Raw genomic sequence first — 18708 nt, forward strand, 5'->3', positions numbered from 1 at the left:
TCGTGCCACCCCGGTGCCCGCCGTCCGCCACCGGCAAACGGCCCCCGCGCCCCTTGTCACCAGAGTCGGTAGTGGCGCGCCATTTCAATACGGCGATGACGAATACGCCGGAAACGCAATTGCTGTCGAACGGCCATTACGCCGTCATGCTGACTGCCGCCGGTTCAGGCTACAGCTTGTGGAACAAGCTGGGCGTGACACGCTGGCGCGAAGATGCAACGCGCGACCAATGGGGCAGCCATCTCTATCTGCGCGATACGGATAACGGCAAGTTCTGGTCCGCCTGTTATCAGCCGACGGCAGTCGAACCGGATACTTATCAAGTCAAGTTTGCCGAAGACCGCGCCCGCATCTCGCGCACCGACGGCACGATATCGAGCATGCTGGAAGTCATCGTGTCGCCGGAGGATGATGCCGAGTTGCGCCGCCTGAGCCTGACCAATACCGGTACGCGTGCGCGCACGATAGAAGTTACATCGTATATGGAAGTATTGCTGGCGCCGGTTGCCGCTGATGTGGCGCATCCGGCATTTTCCAATCTGTTTGTCGAAACGGAATACCTGCATGAAGTGCGCGGCTTGCTGGCTTCGCGCCGTCCGCGCAAGGATGGCGAGTCGCGTCCCTGGGCGGCGCACGTCGTGGCGCGCGGCGAGGGCAGCAGCGCCATCGGCATCGAATATGAAACCGACCGGGCCCGTTTCACCGGACGCGGACAAGGGATACAGCATCCGCGCTCGATTGCCGATGGACGTCCGTTGTCGAATACGGTAGGCGCGGTACTCGACCCTATCTTCAGCCTGCGGGTGCGCGTGCGCATAGAACCGGGCGAAGTCACGCATCTGGTCTTTGCCACGATGGCAGCCAACTCGCGCGAAGAGATCGTCAGCCTGGCGGATAAATATCACGATGGATCGGCGTTTGCGCGGATCTCGGCCCTGGTGTGGACGCATGCGCAGGTGCAGCTGCATTACCTGCGCATAGAGCATTACGAAGCCGAGCTGTTCCAGCATCTGGCGAGTCGCATCCTGTTTTCCGACATGTCCTCGCGTGCCAGCGGACGGGTGATACGTTCGATGCGCCTGAGCCATTCCGGCCTGTGGGGACAAGGCATTTCGGGCGACCGCCCGATCCTGTTGCTGCGCATGGCCAAGCAGGAAGATTTGCGGCTGGTGTCGCAATTGCTGCGCGCGCAAGAGTACTGGCGCATGAAGCAGTTGCCGGTTGACCTGGTGATCCTGAATGAAAAAGGCGCCTCGTATGCGCAAGAGTTGCAGGCCGCGATGGAGGGCATGGTGCGGGCTGCGCAGGCATTTTCCGCGCAGCAGGAGCAGGCCGAGCGTGGCGGCGCCTATATCGTGCGTGCCGACCTGATCACCGACGATGAGCGTACCTTGCTGCTGGCATCGGCGCGCGTGGTGCTCGAAGGCGGGCAGGGCAGTCTCGCCGAGCAGATGCAGGTGCGTCCGGACAGCGAGGGCTATGCGCCATTTTCATGGCTGGAACGCGAGGTGCGCGCACCGCAGGGAGCGCCGCCAGGTCCGGCGCCGCAACTGACGCTGTTCAACGGCCTCGGCGGCTTTGCCCAGGATGGGCGCGAATATGTGATCGTGCTGGGCCAGGATCAGGTCACACCTGCGCCGTGGATCAATGTGATTGCCAATCCGGTGTTCGGCTTTACCGTGTCCGAACGCGGCGCCGGCTATACGTGGAGCTTGAACAGCCGCGAAAACAAATTGACGCCCTGGTCCAACGATCCGGTGTCCGATCCATCCGGCGAAGCCTTCTATATACGCGATGAAGACAACGGCGCCTTGTGGAGCCCGACCATGTCGCCTATCCATGTACCGAATGCGACGTATACGACGCGCCACGGTCAGGGCTACAGCCGCTTCGAACTCACCTGCAGCGGCATCGCCAGCGATTTGCTGCAATTCGTCAGCTGGGATGATCCGGTCAAGATCTGCCGCCTGCGGCTTAAAAACGTATCGCGCAATGCGCGCCGCCTGTCGCTGACTTCGTATGTGGAATGGGTATTGGGCGCAGCACGCACCGACAATGCGCCTTTCGTCGTGACCGAGCGCGATGCAGAAACCGGCGCGATATTCGCACGCAATGCGTGGAATATCGAGTTCGGCGAGCGCATCGCATTCATCGATTTATGCGGCAAGCAAACTGCGTGGACTGGCGACCGCAAGGAATTCATAGGGCGCAACGGCAACATGCAGAAACCGGTTGGCTTGATACGCGGGAATGTCCTGTCGAATCGCGTCGGTGCCGGTTTCGATCCCTGCGGTGCGTTGCAAACGACGCTTGAAATTGCGGTGGGTGCCGAGGTCGAGGTCGTGTTCCTGATGGGGCAGGCGGATACTGCCGAAGCCGCAAGGGAACTGGTGCAGCGTTACCGCGCATCGAATATCGATGCCGTCTTCGCTGCCAGCCAGGACAACTGGCACGACATCCTGCACACGATACAGGTCGAAACGCCGGATCGCTCGATGGATTACCTGCTCAACGGCTGGCTGCTGTATCAGACGCTGAGTTGCCGCTTCTGGGCGCGCACGGCCTTTTATCAAGCCGGCGGCGCCTACGGTTTCCGCGATCAGTTGCAGGATACGCAGGCGCTGGCGATGGTCGCGCCCAAGCTGGCACGCGACCAGATCCTGCGCGCATCGTCGCGCCAGTTTCCGCAAGGCGATGTCCAGCATTGGTGGCATCCGCCGAGCGGGCGCGGTGTGCGTACGCATATTTCGGATGACTTGATCTGGTTGCCGTATTGCGCTGCGCATTACGCCGAGGTCAGCGGCGACGTGCAGATTTACGACGAGATGATTCCTTTCCTCGAAGGCGATTTGCTGCCGCTGGAAAAGGAAGACAACTATTTCGAAGCGAAAATCTCCACTGAACTGGCCAGCGTCTACGAGCATTGCGCGCGCGCGCTCGATCACAGCCTGCAAGTCGGAGCGCATGGCTTGCCCTTGATGGGTGGCGGCGACTGGAACGATGGCATGAACCGCGTCGGTCACGAAGGCAAGGGTGAAAGCGTCTGGCTGGCGTGGTTCCTGTATGCGACGCTGTTGCGCTTTGCGCCGGTGGCGGAAGCACGCGGTGATCAGGTTCGTGCCACGCGTTGGCTACAACATGCCGAGAAATTGAAAGCAGCAACTGCGAAACATGCGTGGGATGGCGCATGGTACCGGCGCGCCTATTTCGACGACGGCACGCCGCTGGGTTCGGCCAGCAATGCCGAATGCCGTATCGATTCGATTGCACAAAGCTGGTCGGTGATTTCCGGCGCCGGTGAACCCGAGCGCACGCAACGGGCGATGGAATCGGTCGATCAGTATCTGATCCGTCCAGGCGACGACCTGATCCTGCTGTTTACGCCGCCGTTCGACAAGACGCCGCTGGACCCCGGTTACATCAAGGGTTATCTGCCGGGCGTGCGTGAAAACGGCGGACAGTACACGCATGCTGCAGTGTGGTGCCTGATTGCCTATACGATGATGGGCAAGGGCGGACAGGCGCACGATTTGTTCAAGATGATCAACCCGGCCAACCGTACCAGCACCCGTACCGGCATGGCCGCATACAAGGTCGAACCGTATGCGGTGGCTGCCGATATCTATGCCGAATCGCCGCATGTAAGGCGGGGCGGCTGGACCTGGTATACAGGTGCGGCCGGCTGGCTGTATCGCGCCGGGGTCGAATCGATACTCGGCTTGCGCATCCAGGCCGACAAACTCAGCCTCGATCCCTGCCTGCCGCCGGACTGGCGCAATGCGAAAGTGCATTACCGTTACGGCGGCACGCTGTACAACATCAATATCGTCAATCCGGATGGCGTCAGCAAGGGCGTGGTACGGGTCGAACTGGATGGCGTTGCGATACCCGACAAGGTGCTTGCCATGGCCAACGATGGTGCGACGCATGCGGTGATGGTTGTGATGGGACTCGACAAGCTGACATGATTTTTCTGCCTGCGCTGCAGCCGCTGATGCCGGCTGCAGCGTTGTCTTTCATTATCTGTTTTTACACCTCGGTACTTACGCCAGGAGCCTTGGCGCCCGCATGCGCGGGCGGTGCCATCAGTGGGGTGCTACCTTCGCTGTTGTTGCTGTTGCGCCCCAAATAGTGCATGGCTAGTCAAAAATAGGGTAAATTGGCCCAAAGAAACAAAAATAAAAACACAACAACAGCGTCTCTGCGTTCCACAGGGTGGAGCCAAGAGCATCGATTGGAGACAAGCCGATGATTTATACAAAGACGGAACTGGGCCAAACAGCGCTCCAGAGTCGTTCTGTTGCACTCACGCCACGGCAGCGCTCGGCATTCATCATGTTTGACGGCAAACGCAGCACCGAGGAGGTGCTCAAGGCGACCGCCGGATTGAATGTCACGGCAGAGGATGTGACTCATCTGGTGACCCTGGGCCTGCTGGTGGCGGTCAGCGTCACGCCTGCTGCGGCGCCACAGCCAGCCCCTGCACCGGCCCTGGCGCCGGCCGCCGGCGACTCTCCTACCCAGAGCGATCAAGCGCATTATTTAAAGGCTTACCCGATTGCCACGCGATTGACCGCGGGTCTGGGCTTGCGCGGTTTTCGCTTCAACCTGGCAGTGGAAGCCGCGGGTAACCTGGCTCAATTGCAAGAGCTGGCGCCCAAAATCAAGGAAGCCGTCGGGCCGGAGAAGTTCAGGGAACTTCAAAGCGCCCTGTACGACTGAGACGTGGCGGCGCATGCCGCCAGTGCAGCGCGCCGCTTACGTGATTTGGCTCAGCACTTCAATTCTCCGTCGCTGCCATGATGGACACATAGGCAAAATCCGCGTCAGTGTGGTCGTCGCCATTTGACAAGATGCCGCTATCAACCCCGGACGTATGCAATTCTGTTGCCGTCGATAGGGCCGGCAAGGCCGTATCGACGTTTTTCATTCCAGCCTCACCATCGTGCCGGATTCACAACCCGGGAACAGCCACGTAAAACCTTGGTACATCGTGGCTTTGTTTTGCATGGCCGATCACGATAATGGTGCTGCACTTACCTGGATATTCATGGGTAGGCGTCTACCGACAATACACAAGGATGAAGACATGCTGACTGAACGCGAACTTGAAAGCTGCTATCTGGGCCAATTCATCCCGGTGCATTATCACCACAATATGCTGATGGATAACCGGCGCATGCCCGGCTTCAAGGCCGCGATCAATCATCTGGTTGCGCCCGGCGCCAAGGTGCTGGAACTGGGCGGCGGTACCGGCGTGCTGTCATGGTTTGCTGCTGCCAAGGCGGAGAAGGTCTGGTGCGTCGAATACAACCCGGATCTGGTCAGGGAAGCCAAACATTTTTTATCGAAAAACGTGAATGGGCACAAGGTCGAGGTGATACAGGCCGATGCGTTTGAATATCTGCCGCCGGAACCGGTTGATGTCGTGATCTGCGAAATGATCCACGTCGCCATGCTGCGCGAGAAGCAGGTGCAGGTCATCGAATCATTCAAGCAGCGCTATCTGGCAAAATTCGGCGGCCCGCTGCCGATTTTCATACCGGAAGCGATGATCATGGCGGTGCAACCGCTGCAGCAGGATTACTGCTTTGAAGGCTATCACGCGCCTATCGTGCAATTTCAGGAGCCGACCTTCACGCAGCCCAACAGCATGGAGCTGGCGCCGCCATCGGTTTATTCGATGCTGGATTTCACCCAGGCTGTCGATGCACAGATAGCATGGGAAGGCGTCTTTGCGATTGAACACGCAGGCACGGTGAATGCGTTGCGCTTTGTGACGAAGAATATCCTGGCCGTTGTGATGCAGCAGTCGAGCACGATAGACTGGCTGAATCACTATCTGGTGTTGCCATTGGCCGAGCCGGTACAAGTCGCCAAGGGCGACCAGTTGCACGTCAGTTTTGAGTACAAGGCGGGCGGGTCCATCCCATCCCTGCAGGCTTCGATCCGGGCGGATCACCTGCATGTGGTGGAAGCCGCATGGGCATTGCAGCAACAGCGCATGCCAGCCTACGCATAGGATAGTGCAAGGCAGGCGCAGCCTGCCTATAAGCAGATGGCGAGCACAGGCGGCTCGCCATTTTTTTGCTTTTCTTTTTGCTTATTTCAGTGCGAATGAAACGGCGGTCAGCAGTATCGCTATGAATATGCCCAGTCCTATCAGCGCGGCTATCAACACGTAAAAGGGATTGAGGCCGGTGACATCGTTTTCATAATCGGAGCGGCGGCGCAAGCCGATGAAGGACCAGAAAATGGCGCCCATGGTGGCCAGGAAAGAGGTTTTTTTCTTTTCCTGATTGATCGGTTCTGACATTGTTTTCTCCATCGAAATCTTGGGCTGGCAAGGCTCACAGCAAGCTCGATTATAGTCGAGCGCCCAGTTTTGCCAGATGCTACCGATAGGCCGACCCGTTCCGGCCACGCGCTGAGGCGACATCCCTGATTGAAAAGCATACATCCAGCCCGGCTCTGGGCACAGCATCAGATGCGGCTATATTTCCCGTAGCAGTTAGTGATGCTGCGCTTGCTACAGGGCCGAGGTCAGCAGCGTCAGCGTCTGGATCAGGGTCTTGCATTCTTCCGGATTGCCTATGCTGATGCGCAGGTACTGGTTGATGCGCGGGTGCTTGAAGTGCCGCACGATGATGGCCCGTTCGCGCAAGCCGGCCGCGAGTTCCTCTGCGCCATAGGCATCATGGCGCGCAAAGATGAAGTTCGCGTGCGAGGGCAAAACCGAGAAGCCGAGTTTTTCCAGCGCCGCCGTCATTTGCTCGCGGCTGTCTATGATTGCCTGCCTGGTTTGCTGGAAGTAGGCTTCATCACCGTAGCTGGCGATGGCGCCAGCCAGTGCCAGCCTGTCCATAGGATAAGAGTTGAAACTGTTCTTGACGCGCTCCAGCGCTTCTATCAATTTCGGGTGCCCCATCGCAAAGCCGACACGCAAGCCGGCCAGTGAACGCGATTTGGAGAAGGTGCGTATCACCAGCAGGTTAGGGTATTTGCGTATCAACGGAATCGCGGTTTCGGCGCCGAAGTCTACGTAGGCTTCATCGATGGCGACGACCACATCCGGCTGTTTGATCAACAGGGCTTCGATGGCAGACAGCGGGATGGAAACGCCGGTAGGCGCGTTTGGATTCGGGAAGATGATGCCACCGCAGGTTTTATTTTCATAATCGGCGGTGTTGATTCCCATCGTAGCCGTCAATGGAACTTCGACGTAGTCTATGCCGAACAGCTTGCAGTAAACCGGATAAAAGCTGTACGTGATGTCAGGGAAGAGCAGGGGTTCGGCATGCTTGAGCAGCGCCATGAAGACAAAGGCCAGCACTTCATCCGAGCCATTACCGACGAAAATCTCGTTCGGCTGCACATCGTGATGCGTCGCCAGCGCCTGTTTCAGCGCCGAGGCGTCGGGGTCCGGGTACAGGCGCAGCACATCGGCAGATACTGCCTGGATCGCCGCGGTGACTGCCGGCGAGGGCGGATAAGGGTTTTCATTCGTGTTCAGCTTGATCAAGCCCGGCAATTTCGGTTGCTCACCCGGGACATACGGCGTGAGTGTTTGCACGATAGGGCTCCAGAACTGGCTCATGACTGCTTTTCCTTTTTGATGCTTGTTTGATAGATGCGCCCATTTTATCGTGCGCAGTCGATAAATAGAAAATCGCTATGCGGGAAATGCGGGCCAAGCCAGCCTGTTTTTGCGCGCGCGATGACCTGAGCATGCATGGATTGCGTATTTTCTCCTCTGGCGGCTGATAATTTTTGGCCGTTCTGGTACAGTGCCGCCATGAGTAAATTGACCTTAGACCGCATCCTGCAATCGCAGGGTTTCGGCACCAGAAAATACTGCCGTGGCTTGATAGAAGATGGCGAAGTCGCCGTCAATGGCGAAGTTGTCGACGATTTCAAGGCGGCATTTGACACCACTGATCTCGAATTCACGATCTTTGACGAAGTGTGGCGCTATCGCGAACACGTCTACATCGTGCTGAACAAGCCGGCAAATTTCGAATGTTCGCGCAAGCCCAGCCATCACCCGGGCGTATTGACGCTGCTGCCGGAACAATTCACCTGGCGCGACCTGCAACCGGTAGGCCGGCTGGACCACGACACGACCGGCATGCTGCTGATGTCGGACGACGGCCCCTTCATCCATGCGCAATCTTCACCGAAGAGGCACATCCCCAAAGTGTATGTCGCCACCACGCACGATCCGGTGACGCCGGAACTGATCGCGCAATTGCTGGCCGGCGTGCAGTTGCACGATGAGCCGGCGCCACTGGCCGCGCAGACTTGCCGGATGCTGGACACGCATCAGCTGGAAATCGTGCTCGAGCAAGGCAAGTATCACCAGGTCAAGCGGATGCTGGCGGCGGCGGGAAACCACTGTTCCGCCCTCAGCCGGGTGGCGATAGGCGAGCTGACGCTGGAAGCGCTGGGGCTGGAAGAAGGCGAGTGGATTTATCTGGATGCAGAACAACTGGCCTTGCTGCGGCCGGTTGCGTCGCCACCAGTGGATGGATAAACCGCAGCGTGATAAGCCGCAGCGTCAAAACCATTGCGCAGAGTCTTCCATTTCTCCCGGCTTTCCTTTGTCTGCAGCCTGTTCCGCTCGCAGCCAGCTTGCAAATTCCTCGGCAGGCATCGGTTTGCTGAAGTAGTAGCCTTGCAGTTCGTCGCATCCGGCAGCGCATAGCAGGTTGACGTCCTCTTCCAGCTCGACGCCTTCGGCCACCACTTGCAGCCCCAGTGTGTGACCGAGGCCGATGATGGCGTTGGTGACAGCGAAGTTGTGCGGCGAAACGTGTATGTTTTGCACGAAGGATTTGTCTATCTTGAGGCGGTCGATAGGGAACTGGTGCAGGTAGTTCAGGCTGGAGTAACCGGTGCCAAAATCGTCTATCGATAGCGAAAAGCCGAGTGCCTTGATCTGCTCCAGCATCTTGATTGTGGCCGGGACATTGTCCATCAGTGTCGATTCGGTCAGTTCCAGTTCGATATTGCGGGCGTCAGCCGGTATGTCTTGCAGCGCATGTTCCAGCACCTTCAACAGGCCGCCTTCCTTCAGCTGGATTACCGAGAGATTGATAGAGATCGGTATCAAGCCCAGGCCGCTGGCGCTCCATGCAACATGCTGCCGCATGGCTTCGCGTATGATCCACGCGCCGATAGCGACGATCAGGCCGGATTCTTCCGACAACGGAATAAAGTTTGCCGGCAGTATCATGCCTTCGGCCGGATGCTGCCAGCGCACCAGGCTTTCCACGCCGGCCAGTTTGCCCGTCAGCGCATCCATGCGCGGCTGGTAATACAACTTGAGTTCATTGCGTTCGACTGCATGCCGCAAATCACTTTCCAGATGCATGCGCTGGATGACGCGTTCATTCAATGCAGGCGTGAAGAATTGCGCATTGTTGCGGCCGACGCCCTTGGCCTGGTACATCGCGGAATCGGCATGCCGCATCAGCACATCGATGTCGTCACCGTCTTCGGGGTAGACCGCGATGCCTATGCTGCAGGATATGTACAGCTCCATCCCATCGATCACATGCACTTGCTGGATCAGGGGAATCAGCCTTTGTTCGACCAGCTTGCCGATTTCCTCGGCGCTGACGATATTGTTCAGGATGATGACGAATTCATCGCCGCCGAGGCGGCTGACCGTATCGCCATCGCGTACCGCTTCGGTCAGACGCTGGGCGACGGAAATCAACAGGCCATCGCCGATGTGGTGTCCCATCGAATCGTTGATATTCTTGAAGCGGTCAAGATCGATGAACAGGACGCCGACCAGATTGCCTGAGCGCCTTGCTTGCAGGATCGCCATTTGCAGCCGTTCGTCATACAGAAAACGATTTGGCAAGCCGGTCAGGACGTCGTGGTGTGCCAGATAATGTATGCGTTGTTCATTTGCCTTGCGTTCGCTGATATCGAGCGACATCGCAATGTATTGCTTGATCTCGCCATGCGCATCGCGCACTGCATTCAATACCAGCCAGGCGGGATACGACTCGCCATTCTTGCGGCTGATCCACATCTCGCCTTGCCAGGATCCCTTGGTCGACGCAGTATGGTTCAGCGTCCTGGTGAAATGTTTCTGGTTCTTGCCGGACAGCAGGGCCATCCCGTGTTTGCCGACCAGCTCATGCAATTCATACGCGGTATTGCGGCAAAACGCGCGATTGACGGTGACGATGCGGCCATCTGCATTGAGGATGACGATGCTCTCCGACGACGCTTCAAATACCCTGGACCACAGTTCTAGCCGGCGCTCCATGTATTTCATGTGATTGATCGGTGTGAATGTGGTCAGCACTGCTGCCTGCCCCTGGTATTCGAGGCAGCGCGCTGACACCAGCGCCCAGGACGGCGTTTCGCCGCCGGTCCAGCAGACTTCAAATTCATCGACTGAGTCGGTATCGTGCAGGCGCTGAAAAAATCGCGCCCGCAAGGCTGGCAACATGCCGCTTTGCCATGGGTCTTCCGCACGGCCGTTCAACCACGCACGGGCAGCATCGTTGGCGTGCAATACCTTGTGATCGGGGATGGACGTGACCATCAATGGAATCGGAATCGCTTCGACCAGCTCGTGCTGCGCCTGCGCCGCGCGCGTCTGTGCAACCATTTCCTGCTGCACCATGCGCTGCTGATTGAGCTGTTGCAGCATGCCGTTGAAGCCGTCGACCAGGCGGCCGATTTCATCGGTGCTGTGCCACGCGGCCCGCAGCGAGTAGTCGCCTGAGCGACGGACATTGTCGGCGACGCGCGCCAGGTTGCGGATAGGCAGCGCAATCTGCCGCGCCACAAAAAACACCAGGCTCAGGATCACCAGCAGCAGCAAGGCTGCGGTGCCCAGATGCTGCCACATGCGGCTGTATGATTCCGCTATCCTTTGCTCCAGCAAGCGGTGCATCTGCCGCTCGGCGGCGACCCATGCGGTGCTTAAATCGCGCAGCGCGGTTTGGCGCTGTATTTGATAATCGGGTTCCGTTTCATCGACCGGGATGATGCCGGCCATGGCCTGGCTGGCCATGCGAAAACGAAGGACGGTGTCCAGCAGGGTTTTTCTGGACGCTTCGAGTTCGAGGCGCAATATCGGCCCGCTGGCGGCAAATGCTTCCTCGTAATCGCTTTGTATACCTTTGGTAATCGCATCTAGCCGTCCCTCCAGGATCAGGAACCGGGTTTGCTGGTTCTGGCGGGTATCGTCATAGAGTCTGGGCAGGCGCGCGGCAAGGTCGCCGGTGCGATCCAGCAATTCCAGCAATTCCGGGAAGCGCAGCACCACCAGCGACATGGTGTAATAGCTATCCAGGTCGGGATCGAGGATCAGGTTGGACTGGTTGCCTATGCGCGTGAGCAAGGCGCGGCCCTGGGCAAAGGCATCTTCGGAGGACGAGTCGGCTTGCTCCTGCGCGCCATGTTGTGCTCTCTGCAGGGCGGCGGAAAAATTCCCTGCCAGATAGGCGCTCCCCATATCCTTGCCATACATGGCTTCGGCCCGTGCCACCGCATCGGCCTGCTGTTTCAATTGTTCATGTGTGGCGCTGTCCGGCGGTGAGGGCGGCACGATGGCGATCAGCGCATCGCGGACGGCGGCTATGTAATGATTGCCCAGCACTTCCTTGTCTGAAAAATTGATCGCAATAAACTTCTCGTGTATCAGGATACCGGAGATGAAAATGACGGCAGTCAGATCGAGAAAATAGATTAGCGCCAGTTTGCGTCCGACAGTCAGGCCGCCGATTAACTTCGTGATTCTTTTTTTCATGGCGGGGCAGGCAATTAGGGTTGTTCCCTATCAGCAATGCCCGTGCCATCGATTCTGTTTCGGCAGGAATTATTTTCCAGTGATGAGGTCCCATACTGGTGCAGCAAACATCAAGATATGTAAATTTTGTGCATCGCAATAATGCATATTAAGTTGCCTGCACTCATAGCAAGCACAACGCTGACAGCATATGAGTGGATTGAAAATGTTAATTTGCGTTAAACATGTGCAAGACGTGACAAATTGAATATCAAGCTCACCCTTGTTGCGATATGATCAATACTCCTGATTCCCCAAAGAACTCTCGTTGAGACAGTTAAGGTAATGCACGATATCAAACCTGTAATTCAGCTGGCCAAGGAACGTGCGCTCTTCCGTTTTTCTGCTTTGGCATTGCGCATGCTGCAGGATGCAAGCGTCAGCATCACAGAACTGACATCGACTGCTAGTTCCGTCGCAGAACAAAAAACCATCTCCGCAGCAAAAGAATGGCTGGCCACCCAGGGACCGGTTTTTCTCAAGCGTTTGTACGCCAGTTATTTCGGCTATGTCGAACGGGCGATGCAAACCATGTATCGCGATTTGCGTCCTGGATTGCAGGAGGTATCTGCCGATACCTGGGCCTTGATCGATGATGAAACCATCACGCGCCAGATCGAAGTCGAGCGTAGGGTATTGCGTTTGCGCGATGCCGATCAACTGAGCCTGGGACGCCTGAACCTGATGATCGCGCAGTTGCACGACGAACACGATGTGCGCGAACGGGAAAATCCATTCCGGCCGTATCTGATGGCGCGCGCGCTGCATGATGTGTTGTGTGAAATGACCGATACGACGGATCTGTGCACGATGCTGTTCGATCACATGTCAGGCGCACTGGCGACGCAGTTGCCGGAATACTTTGCTGCGATTTGCGCCGTATTCGAATCAAATGGGGTGCATGCGCGCTTGCTGGCGCGTCCATCCTTGTTGAGCAGAAACGACCGCGCAATACTGGCAGGCGCGCAGCAGGATTTTCACAGCCATAACACCACCGGCGGTTTCAACCCGGCCGGCAATTATTCCGATAATGCAGCGATGGCGCCGGTAATGCAGCGCGTGCTTGCGCTGTTGCAGCAACGCTCGGGCGATAGCCAGAACGCAAGCCATGCGGCACAGCAAAATCCGGCAGGATTGCAGGATTTCATCCTGCAGATCATCAACCAGACGGCCGCGGATAGAGCCCCGTCGCAGTCGCGCAATCAACCCGGTGTTGGCGGGGCGCGGCAAGATACCGTCGATGCATCATCAAGGCCGCATCCACTGACCAGCCAGCTGCACCGCTTGCAGCAGGAAGCAAGCAAGGGCGAGTCAGCCACGGACGCTGCACCCCGGTTGCTTGATTTGCACAGCGAGCTGGAGACGGAGCGCCTCAGCGACATGGAACGCGTGGCGATGGATGTCGTTGCGATGTTGTTCAATTTCATCGCCCACGACAGCCAGATTCCGCCGGCATTCCGCGCAGCTATCGTGCGCCTGCAAGTGCCTTTCCTGAAGGCGGCGATGTTTGTGCCGAAGATACTGCAGCAAGCCGATTACCCGATCAGGAAATTATTGAACCGGATGGCCGCTGTTGCAATCGGGCTGGATGAAAAGACGCTGCCCGGCAGCGATATTCATGCCGGCATGATGCAGCTTTCCGAGCGTATCCTGAATGACTTCAAGTCCGACATGACGATTTTCAGCGAGGCGCTGGATCAACTGGATCTGACGGTCGCAAAGACACTGCGCGAAAGCGATGCAGAAGTCTCGCGTGCCATCAACGCACTCGAAGAAGCTGAAAAAGATCCGCAGCGGCACGATGTGCTCGTGGTCGAAACCATCAATGCATTGCGTGAACGCTTGCTGACGATAGAAACCGATCAGCGCGCAGTCGATTTCATCATCAGGATATGGGCGCGCGTGCTGGTGTACGTTTACGAACATGAAGACATCGATATCCAGCCGTATCGAGAAGTCATCCCGGATCTGATCTGGAGCGTGCAGGAACATGACACGACAGAACGCAGTGCGCTGATGAAGCTGCTGCCCAAGCTGGTGCGGCAAGTCAAGGAAGGCTTGAAGTTGATCGGTCTTTCAGAGGCGGAATCCAGGCAGGCGCTCGACGATCTGGTCGCCATGCATGCCCAGGTGCTGGGCATGATACAAACCATGCCGCTGCAGGCGACCACTGCGCTGGCCAGCCTGCATCAGCATTTCGCTGTCTTGCGTATCGGTGCTGGCGGCAGCGAGGAGATGGCCATACACGCACCGACGGTGCCGCATATACGCTTGCAGGCGGCGCTGCAAAAATTCAATGTGGCGGCGCACCTGTATCTGGATGCGGATGCCGGCACCTTGCTCAGTTCAGATATCAAATGGCTGGGCGGGATGCAAACCGGAACTTCGGTGGAATGGTGGGAGAACAACGCTTATCTGCCAGCCAGGCTGATGTGGGTGAACCCGCAGCAATCATTCTATGTATTCCAGCTGGCGACGCAGCCGGAGCAGCAGTCGCAGAACAAGCAGCAGAACAAGCAGGCGCGTTTGCTGATTTATTCGTCGATTTCGCTGATCAAGGCGCTGCGTGAAGGATCGATCAGCATGGTCGAATACGCACCTGTCTTTGAGCGTGCGATGGAGTCGCTGCTGAACACTGTCGATATTCAGCAGCCCATCCCGGTCTGAAGCAAACGCTTATTTGACGATACGGTAGCAGGGCTTGTAAGCCTTGCCCGGCAGCTTCATCCGGCTTTGCGCAATAAAGGCAGTCAGCAATGCATCCATGGGCTCCATGATGCTGAGCTCGCCGCTGATTTCAAACAGTCCGTGTTTTTCTATCGAACGTATCCCGCTATCCTTGACATTGCCGGCCACCACGCCGGAAAACGCGCGCCGCAGATTGGCTGCCAGCAGGTGTCGTTCCTGATTCTGGTGCAATGACAGATTGCGCATGTTTTCATGTGTAGGATTGAATGGCTGCTGGAATGCGTGGTCGATCTTCAGCGTCCAGTTGAAATAATACGCATCGCCCTTGCTCTTGCGGAATTCACGCACCTGCTGGATGCCGGCCTGCATTTCCTGCGCAACCAGCGCCGGATCGTCGATGATGATCTTGTACAGTTTTTGTGCTGCAGCGCCTAGCGTGACTTCAATGAAGTGATCGATCTGCCTGAAGTAATCCGTCGCGCTGGCCGGTCCGGTAAAGATCAGCGGAAAGGGTATCTTTGCATTGTCCGGGTGCAGCAGGATGCCGAGGATGTAGAGGATCTCTTCCGCCGTACCCGCGCCGCCCGGGAATACCACGATGCCGTGGCCGGCGCGCACGAATGCTTCCAGGCGTTTTTCGATATCCGGCAAGATCACCAGGTCGTTGACGATCGGGTTAGGTGCTTCCGCAGCGATGATGCCTGGTTCGGAGATGCCCAGATAGCGCCCGGTCGGGATGCGTTGCTTCGCATGGCCTATGGTTGCGCCTTTCATCGGTCCCTTCATCGCGCCGGGGCCGCAGCCGGTGCAGATATCCATGTCGCGCAAGCCGATTTCATAGCCGACTTTTTTCGAGTAATCGTATTCTTCGCGCGAAATCGAATGGCCGCCCCAGCACACCACCAGCTTCGGATTTAGGTGCGGATGCAGCACGTCGGCATTGCGCAGGATGTAAAAGACTGCATCGGTGATGCCGCTCGAGGATTCCATGTTGAAGTTGGCATTGCCGACGATTTCATCGTGTATGAAGAGAATGTCGCGCAAGACTGAAAACAGGTGTTCGTGTATGCCCTTGATCATCTTTGCATCGACAAAGGCGCTGGCTGGCGCGCCCTTGATCTCGAGCTTGATGCCGCGCTCGCGTTCTATGATGCTGATCTCGAAGGTCTGGTAACGCTCCAGCAATTCCTTGCCATCGTCGGTGTAATTGCCGCAGTTCAGTACCGCGAGCGCGCAATTGCGGAACAGTTCATACAAGCCGCCATGGCGGGTATCCAGCAGTCTGTGTACTTCGGCTTTGGAAAGTATATCCAGGCGGCCTTCCGGCGAGAGTTGGGTGTCGACTACTTCGTATGCCATGAGTGCTTAACTTCCGAATGATGGTTATCAGGTGGGTCATTTTAATGCGTGCACAAGTATACTGCCTGCGCCTGGCGGATGCGAAGTCTGTGCGTGCAATCGGGTGATTAAAACTGGCAGGCAAGGCTGCAGCCATCTTGACGGCGCGAGGCGGGAAACAGCAGGGCAGGCGCGCAAGGGCAGCGGGACATGCGTGCGGCGTATCCCGCAAAGGGCGCTTACCTGGTGCGTGGCGAAAAATCGAATGCAGCTTTCAATGCCTGATAAGCCTTTTGGGCGACGACGGTATGTACAGGCGGCGCGGCATTGACGATGACGGCGTACAGATCGCCGGCCGGGTAGCCGGGTATGCCTTTGCCCTTGAGGCGCAACTTGCGTCCCGAGGCCGATCCCGGTGGAATCGACAATTGTATCGAGCCTTCCGGTGTCGGCACATGGACTGTCGTGCCCAGCGTGGCGACGTTGGATGTGAGCGGGATATCGAAATAGATGTCGCGGCCATCGACACGATAACGGCGATGCGGGCGTATCACGACTTCCAGATAGAGGTCGCCAGCCTTGCCTTCGCCCATGCCGGGGAATCCCTGGCCGGCCAGACGCAAGGTTTGCCCGGCGCGTATCCCTTTAGGGACGCTGACCTTCAGCGTGCGCTTGGACACCATGGGCATGCCGTATTCATCGGTGACATAGGTAGGCATCGAAATATTGCATGCGGTGCCATGGAAGGTATCTTCCAAGTCGATCTGCACCTTGGCATGCTGGTCGCTGCCATGCACATTGATGCCGCGATGTTTGGGCGGAGTGGCGCTTGCGCGTCCCATCGCCTCATCCAGGATATTGCCGAAATTTTCTTCGCTGCGGCGGGTTTCGTGCGGCTGGCTGGATGCGGAGCCGGTGTTGCGGCGCGCAGCTTGCGGCGGCGCCTCATGATACGCGTATGCGATGCCTGACTGCTGGTCATAGGCCAGGCGGCTTTCCGGATCCTTCAACACTTTGTACGCTTCACCGACTTCCTTGAAGCGGATTTCGGCATGCGCTTCCCTGCTCACGTCAGGGTGATATTTGCGCGCAAGCTTGCGGTAGGCGCTTTTGATCACTTCTTGCGTGGCAGTGCGGGGTACGCCTAGCGTTGCGTAATAATCCTTGAGTTTCATGTGTCCGGTTTCGTATTAGCAGCTGTATGGATACAAAAAGATGCCAAAAAATCATTATTTGCGGAAAGTGGTGTTTTCTGCAAGGTCATTCTGACATCGTCCTTATTCTGCTGAATGGATGAATAGAGCCACTATTACTGATCAATTAATGCAATGGCAATGAAAAAACCATGACTTGCTGTTGTTTCAATATAGTCAACTTTATGCATTTTTGCCAGACAAGCTGAAGCGGCGGGATGACGATACCTCTATGTAGAGTAGGGGTTTGAAGGGCATACTCTCAACTTCGTTCAATAAACGACATTATTAAAGTTGAAATAGTCATGACCTACGAAGAATATCTGGATGAAGTCACCACCTTGCTGACTGAACTGTACGACCTGACCGATGCGACGGCGATCAAGTATGTGATGCGCGCACAAGCCAGCGATTTTTTCACGCTGCATGACGATGATCCTGCAATGCGCACGCAGGAACGGGCCATGCAGGATGCGAAATCGATATTTGAAAACCGCAACAAGTCCAAGCCAGAGCTGTACAAGAAATAAGGCCTGGGCTGCACATCCTTCATCTGTTTTTTCAATTCCCGAGTCAGGTTGACGACAATTCTGCCTTGGTAAAACCCGGAATCCGCATGCGTTTGAATTTCTCCGCTCTACCTGCCGCCTTGCGCCTGCCTGTTTCCATGCCAGGATTGGCGGGCTGGTCATGAGCGAGCTCAATGTGATTGTCTGGAATGAAGCAGGCGAGGACAGGTCGGCACGCTGGCAATCCGAAGGCGGCGTGGCCGCACCCAAACGCGTGCTCATTGCAGACGACAAGATGACGGCCGATTCTGCATTCCGGCTGGCCAGCGAAGGCACGGCCCTGCTGTGGCGCGGCGATTATCAAAACGCACGCCAGTTGCTGCAGGCGCTGGCGCGCCGCACCGAGCGGAAGCCACGCAAGGCAGCGACTTCACCAAAAGACGCCTTCAACCTGCACCGGCAGGCGCAATCGCAACGTGCCCGCACACTGGGCATGTTGCTGATAGCCGTCGATGCCGACTACACGATACCGTTGCGCCGCGCGCCCGACATCAAGCTGGCCTGCAATGAAGCTTACGGCGCCAGCACGGGTCCGTTCATTGTTTCATTGCGTGAATTGCTGGGCTTGATAGGCGCGCATGAATGGCGCAAGAATGGCGTCGAGATCGCGGCGCTGGGCGCGCGCATACATCCTTACTACGGCGTGTTTTCCCCGGTGCGTGGCGAATACCTGAATCTGATCGCCGAAGCGCCATTGCCAGCCAAAACGCTGGCCTTCGATATCGGCACCGGTACCGGCGTGATTGCCGCCTTGCTGGCGCAGCGCGGCGTGGCAAAGGTCGTTGCGACCGACCAGGATGCGCGTGCGCTGGCTTGCGCCCGGGAAAACCTGCTGCGGCTGGACTTGCGCGAGCGCGTCAGCGTGGTCGAAGCCGATTTATTCCCGGCCGGCCGTGCACCGCTGATTGTCTGCAATCCGCCGTGGATACCGGCGCGGCCGAACTCACCGATAGAATATGCCATCTACGATCCGGACAGCCGCATGCTGCGTGGCTTCCTGCATGGCCTGGCGGCGCATCTGGAACCCAAAGGCGAGGGCTGGCTGATCCTGTCGGACCTGGCTGAACACCTGGGCTTGCGTACGCGCGAAGAACTGCAGCAA

At 57.4% G+C, this 18708-nt stretch carries 14 protein-coding genes; 7 read left to right on the forward strand and 7 right to left on the reverse strand.

Translation table 11 applies throughout. The features are described 5' to 3' along the window. Nucleotides 1-3968 (forward strand): GH36-type glycosyl hydrolase domain-containing protein (locus Q7T06_RS09025; RefSeq protein WP_370652357.1); only part of this gene is annotated, 3968 nt, incomplete at its 5' end. A 280-nt stretch (nt 3969-4248) separates the two neighbouring features. Further along, nucleotides 4249-4722: a hypothetical protein gene (locus Q7T06_RS09030; RefSeq protein ID WP_304783741.1), complete on the forward strand. Its 474-nt coding sequence runs from the start codon at nt 4249-4251 to the stop codon at nt 4720-4722. Between the two features lie 58 nt (nt 4723-4780). Here Q7T06_RS09030 and Q7T06_RS09035 read toward each other — a convergent pair whose 3' ends face one another. Further along, entirely contained in the window at nt 4781-4930 is a 150-nt protein-coding gene (locus Q7T06_RS09035) for a hypothetical protein (protein ID WP_304783744.1), read from the reverse strand. 159 nt (nt 4931-5089) lie between these two features. Here Q7T06_RS09035 and Q7T06_RS09040 point away from each other — a divergent pair, with 159 nt between their 5' ends. Continuing rightward, nucleotides 5090-6022, forward strand: a complete 933-nt coding sequence (locus tag Q7T06_RS09040; RefSeq protein ID WP_304783781.1) for a methyltransferase domain-containing protein — start codon at nt 5090-5092, stop codon at nt 6020-6022. Nucleotides 6023-6103: 81 nt separating this feature from the next. Here Q7T06_RS09040 and Q7T06_RS09045 read toward each other — a convergent pair whose 3' ends face one another. From Q7T06_RS09045 to Q7T06_RS09055, 3 genes are all read right to left on the reverse strand, one after another. Continuing rightward, a complete protein-coding gene (locus tag Q7T06_RS09045; RefSeq protein WP_304783748.1) occupies nt 6104-6316 on the reverse strand; it encodes a DUF2970 domain-containing protein in 213 nt (70 codons plus the stop codon). A 213-nt stretch (nt 6317-6529) separates the two neighbouring features. Beyond that, nucleotides 6530-7597 carry a histidinol-phosphate transaminase gene (gene hisC, locus Q7T06_RS09050; RefSeq protein WP_304783751.1) on the reverse strand — a complete coding sequence of 356 codons (1068 nt, stop codon included), beginning with the start codon at nt 7595-7597 and terminating at the stop codon, nt 6530-6532. 44 nt (nt 7598-7641) lie between these two features. Then, complete coding sequence (locus Q7T06_RS09055) at nt 7642-7797, reverse strand: hypothetical protein (RefSeq protein WP_304783755.1); 156 nt, start codon at nt 7795-7797, stop codon at nt 7642-7644. Here Q7T06_RS09055 and Q7T06_RS09060 point away from each other — a divergent pair. After that, nucleotides 7796-8533, forward strand: coding sequence for a pseudouridine synthase (locus Q7T06_RS09060; RefSeq protein ID WP_304783758.1), 738 nt, complete (start codon nt 7796-7798; stop codon nt 8531-8533). The two genes, Q7T06_RS09055 and Q7T06_RS09060, sit on opposite strands and share 2 nt — an antisense overlap. A 24-nt stretch (nt 8534-8557) precedes the next feature. On the opposite strand, the gene Q7T06_RS09065 is transcribed toward Q7T06_RS09060, so the two are convergent. After that, complete coding sequence (locus Q7T06_RS09065; protein ID WP_304783761.1) at nt 8558-11779, reverse strand: EAL domain-containing protein; 3222 nt, start codon at nt 11777-11779, stop codon at nt 8558-8560. A 324-nt stretch (nt 11780-12103) separates the two neighbouring features. Here Q7T06_RS09065 and Q7T06_RS09070 point away from each other — a divergent pair, with 324 nt between their 5' ends. Beyond that, nucleotides 12104-14485 carry a DUF1631 family protein gene (locus tag Q7T06_RS09070; protein WP_304783764.1) on the forward strand — a complete coding sequence of 794 codons (2382 nt, stop codon included), beginning with the start codon at nt 12104-12106 and terminating at the stop codon, nt 14483-14485. 9 nt (nt 14486-14494) lie between these two features. On the opposite strand, the gene ppnN is transcribed toward Q7T06_RS09070, so the two are convergent. Together ppnN and Q7T06_RS09080 are read right to left on the reverse strand one after the other, a co-directional pair. Beyond that, a complete protein-coding gene (ppnN, locus tag Q7T06_RS09075; protein WP_304783767.1) occupies nt 14495-15865 on the reverse strand; it encodes a nucleotide 5'-monophosphate nucleosidase PpnN in 1371 nt (456 codons plus the stop codon). A 218-nt stretch (nt 15866-16083) separates the two neighbouring features. Beyond that, nucleotides 16084-17019, reverse strand: a complete 936-nt coding sequence (locus Q7T06_RS09080; protein WP_304783771.1) for a DnaJ C-terminal domain-containing protein — start codon at nt 17017-17019, stop codon at nt 16084-16086. 323 nt (nt 17020-17342) lie between these two features. On the opposite strand from Q7T06_RS09080, the gene Q7T06_RS09085 reads away from it, so the two are divergent. Continuing rightward, nucleotides 17343-17567 (forward strand): hypothetical protein, encoded by a 225-nt coding sequence (locus tag Q7T06_RS09085; RefSeq protein WP_304783775.1) that lies wholly within the window; start codon nt 17343-17345, stop codon nt 17565-17567. A gap of 160 nt (nt 17568-17727) precedes the next feature. Continuing rightward, the coding region (locus Q7T06_RS09090) for a class I SAM-dependent methyltransferase (protein ID WP_304783778.1) at nt 17728-18708 on the forward strand (981 nt) is incomplete at its 3' end.

It is taken from the genome of Herminiimonas sp., from assembly GCF_030645555.1.
In the GTDB taxonomy this organism is placed as follows: Bacteria; Pseudomonadota; Gammaproteobacteria; order Burkholderiales; family Burkholderiaceae_D; genus Oxalicibacterium.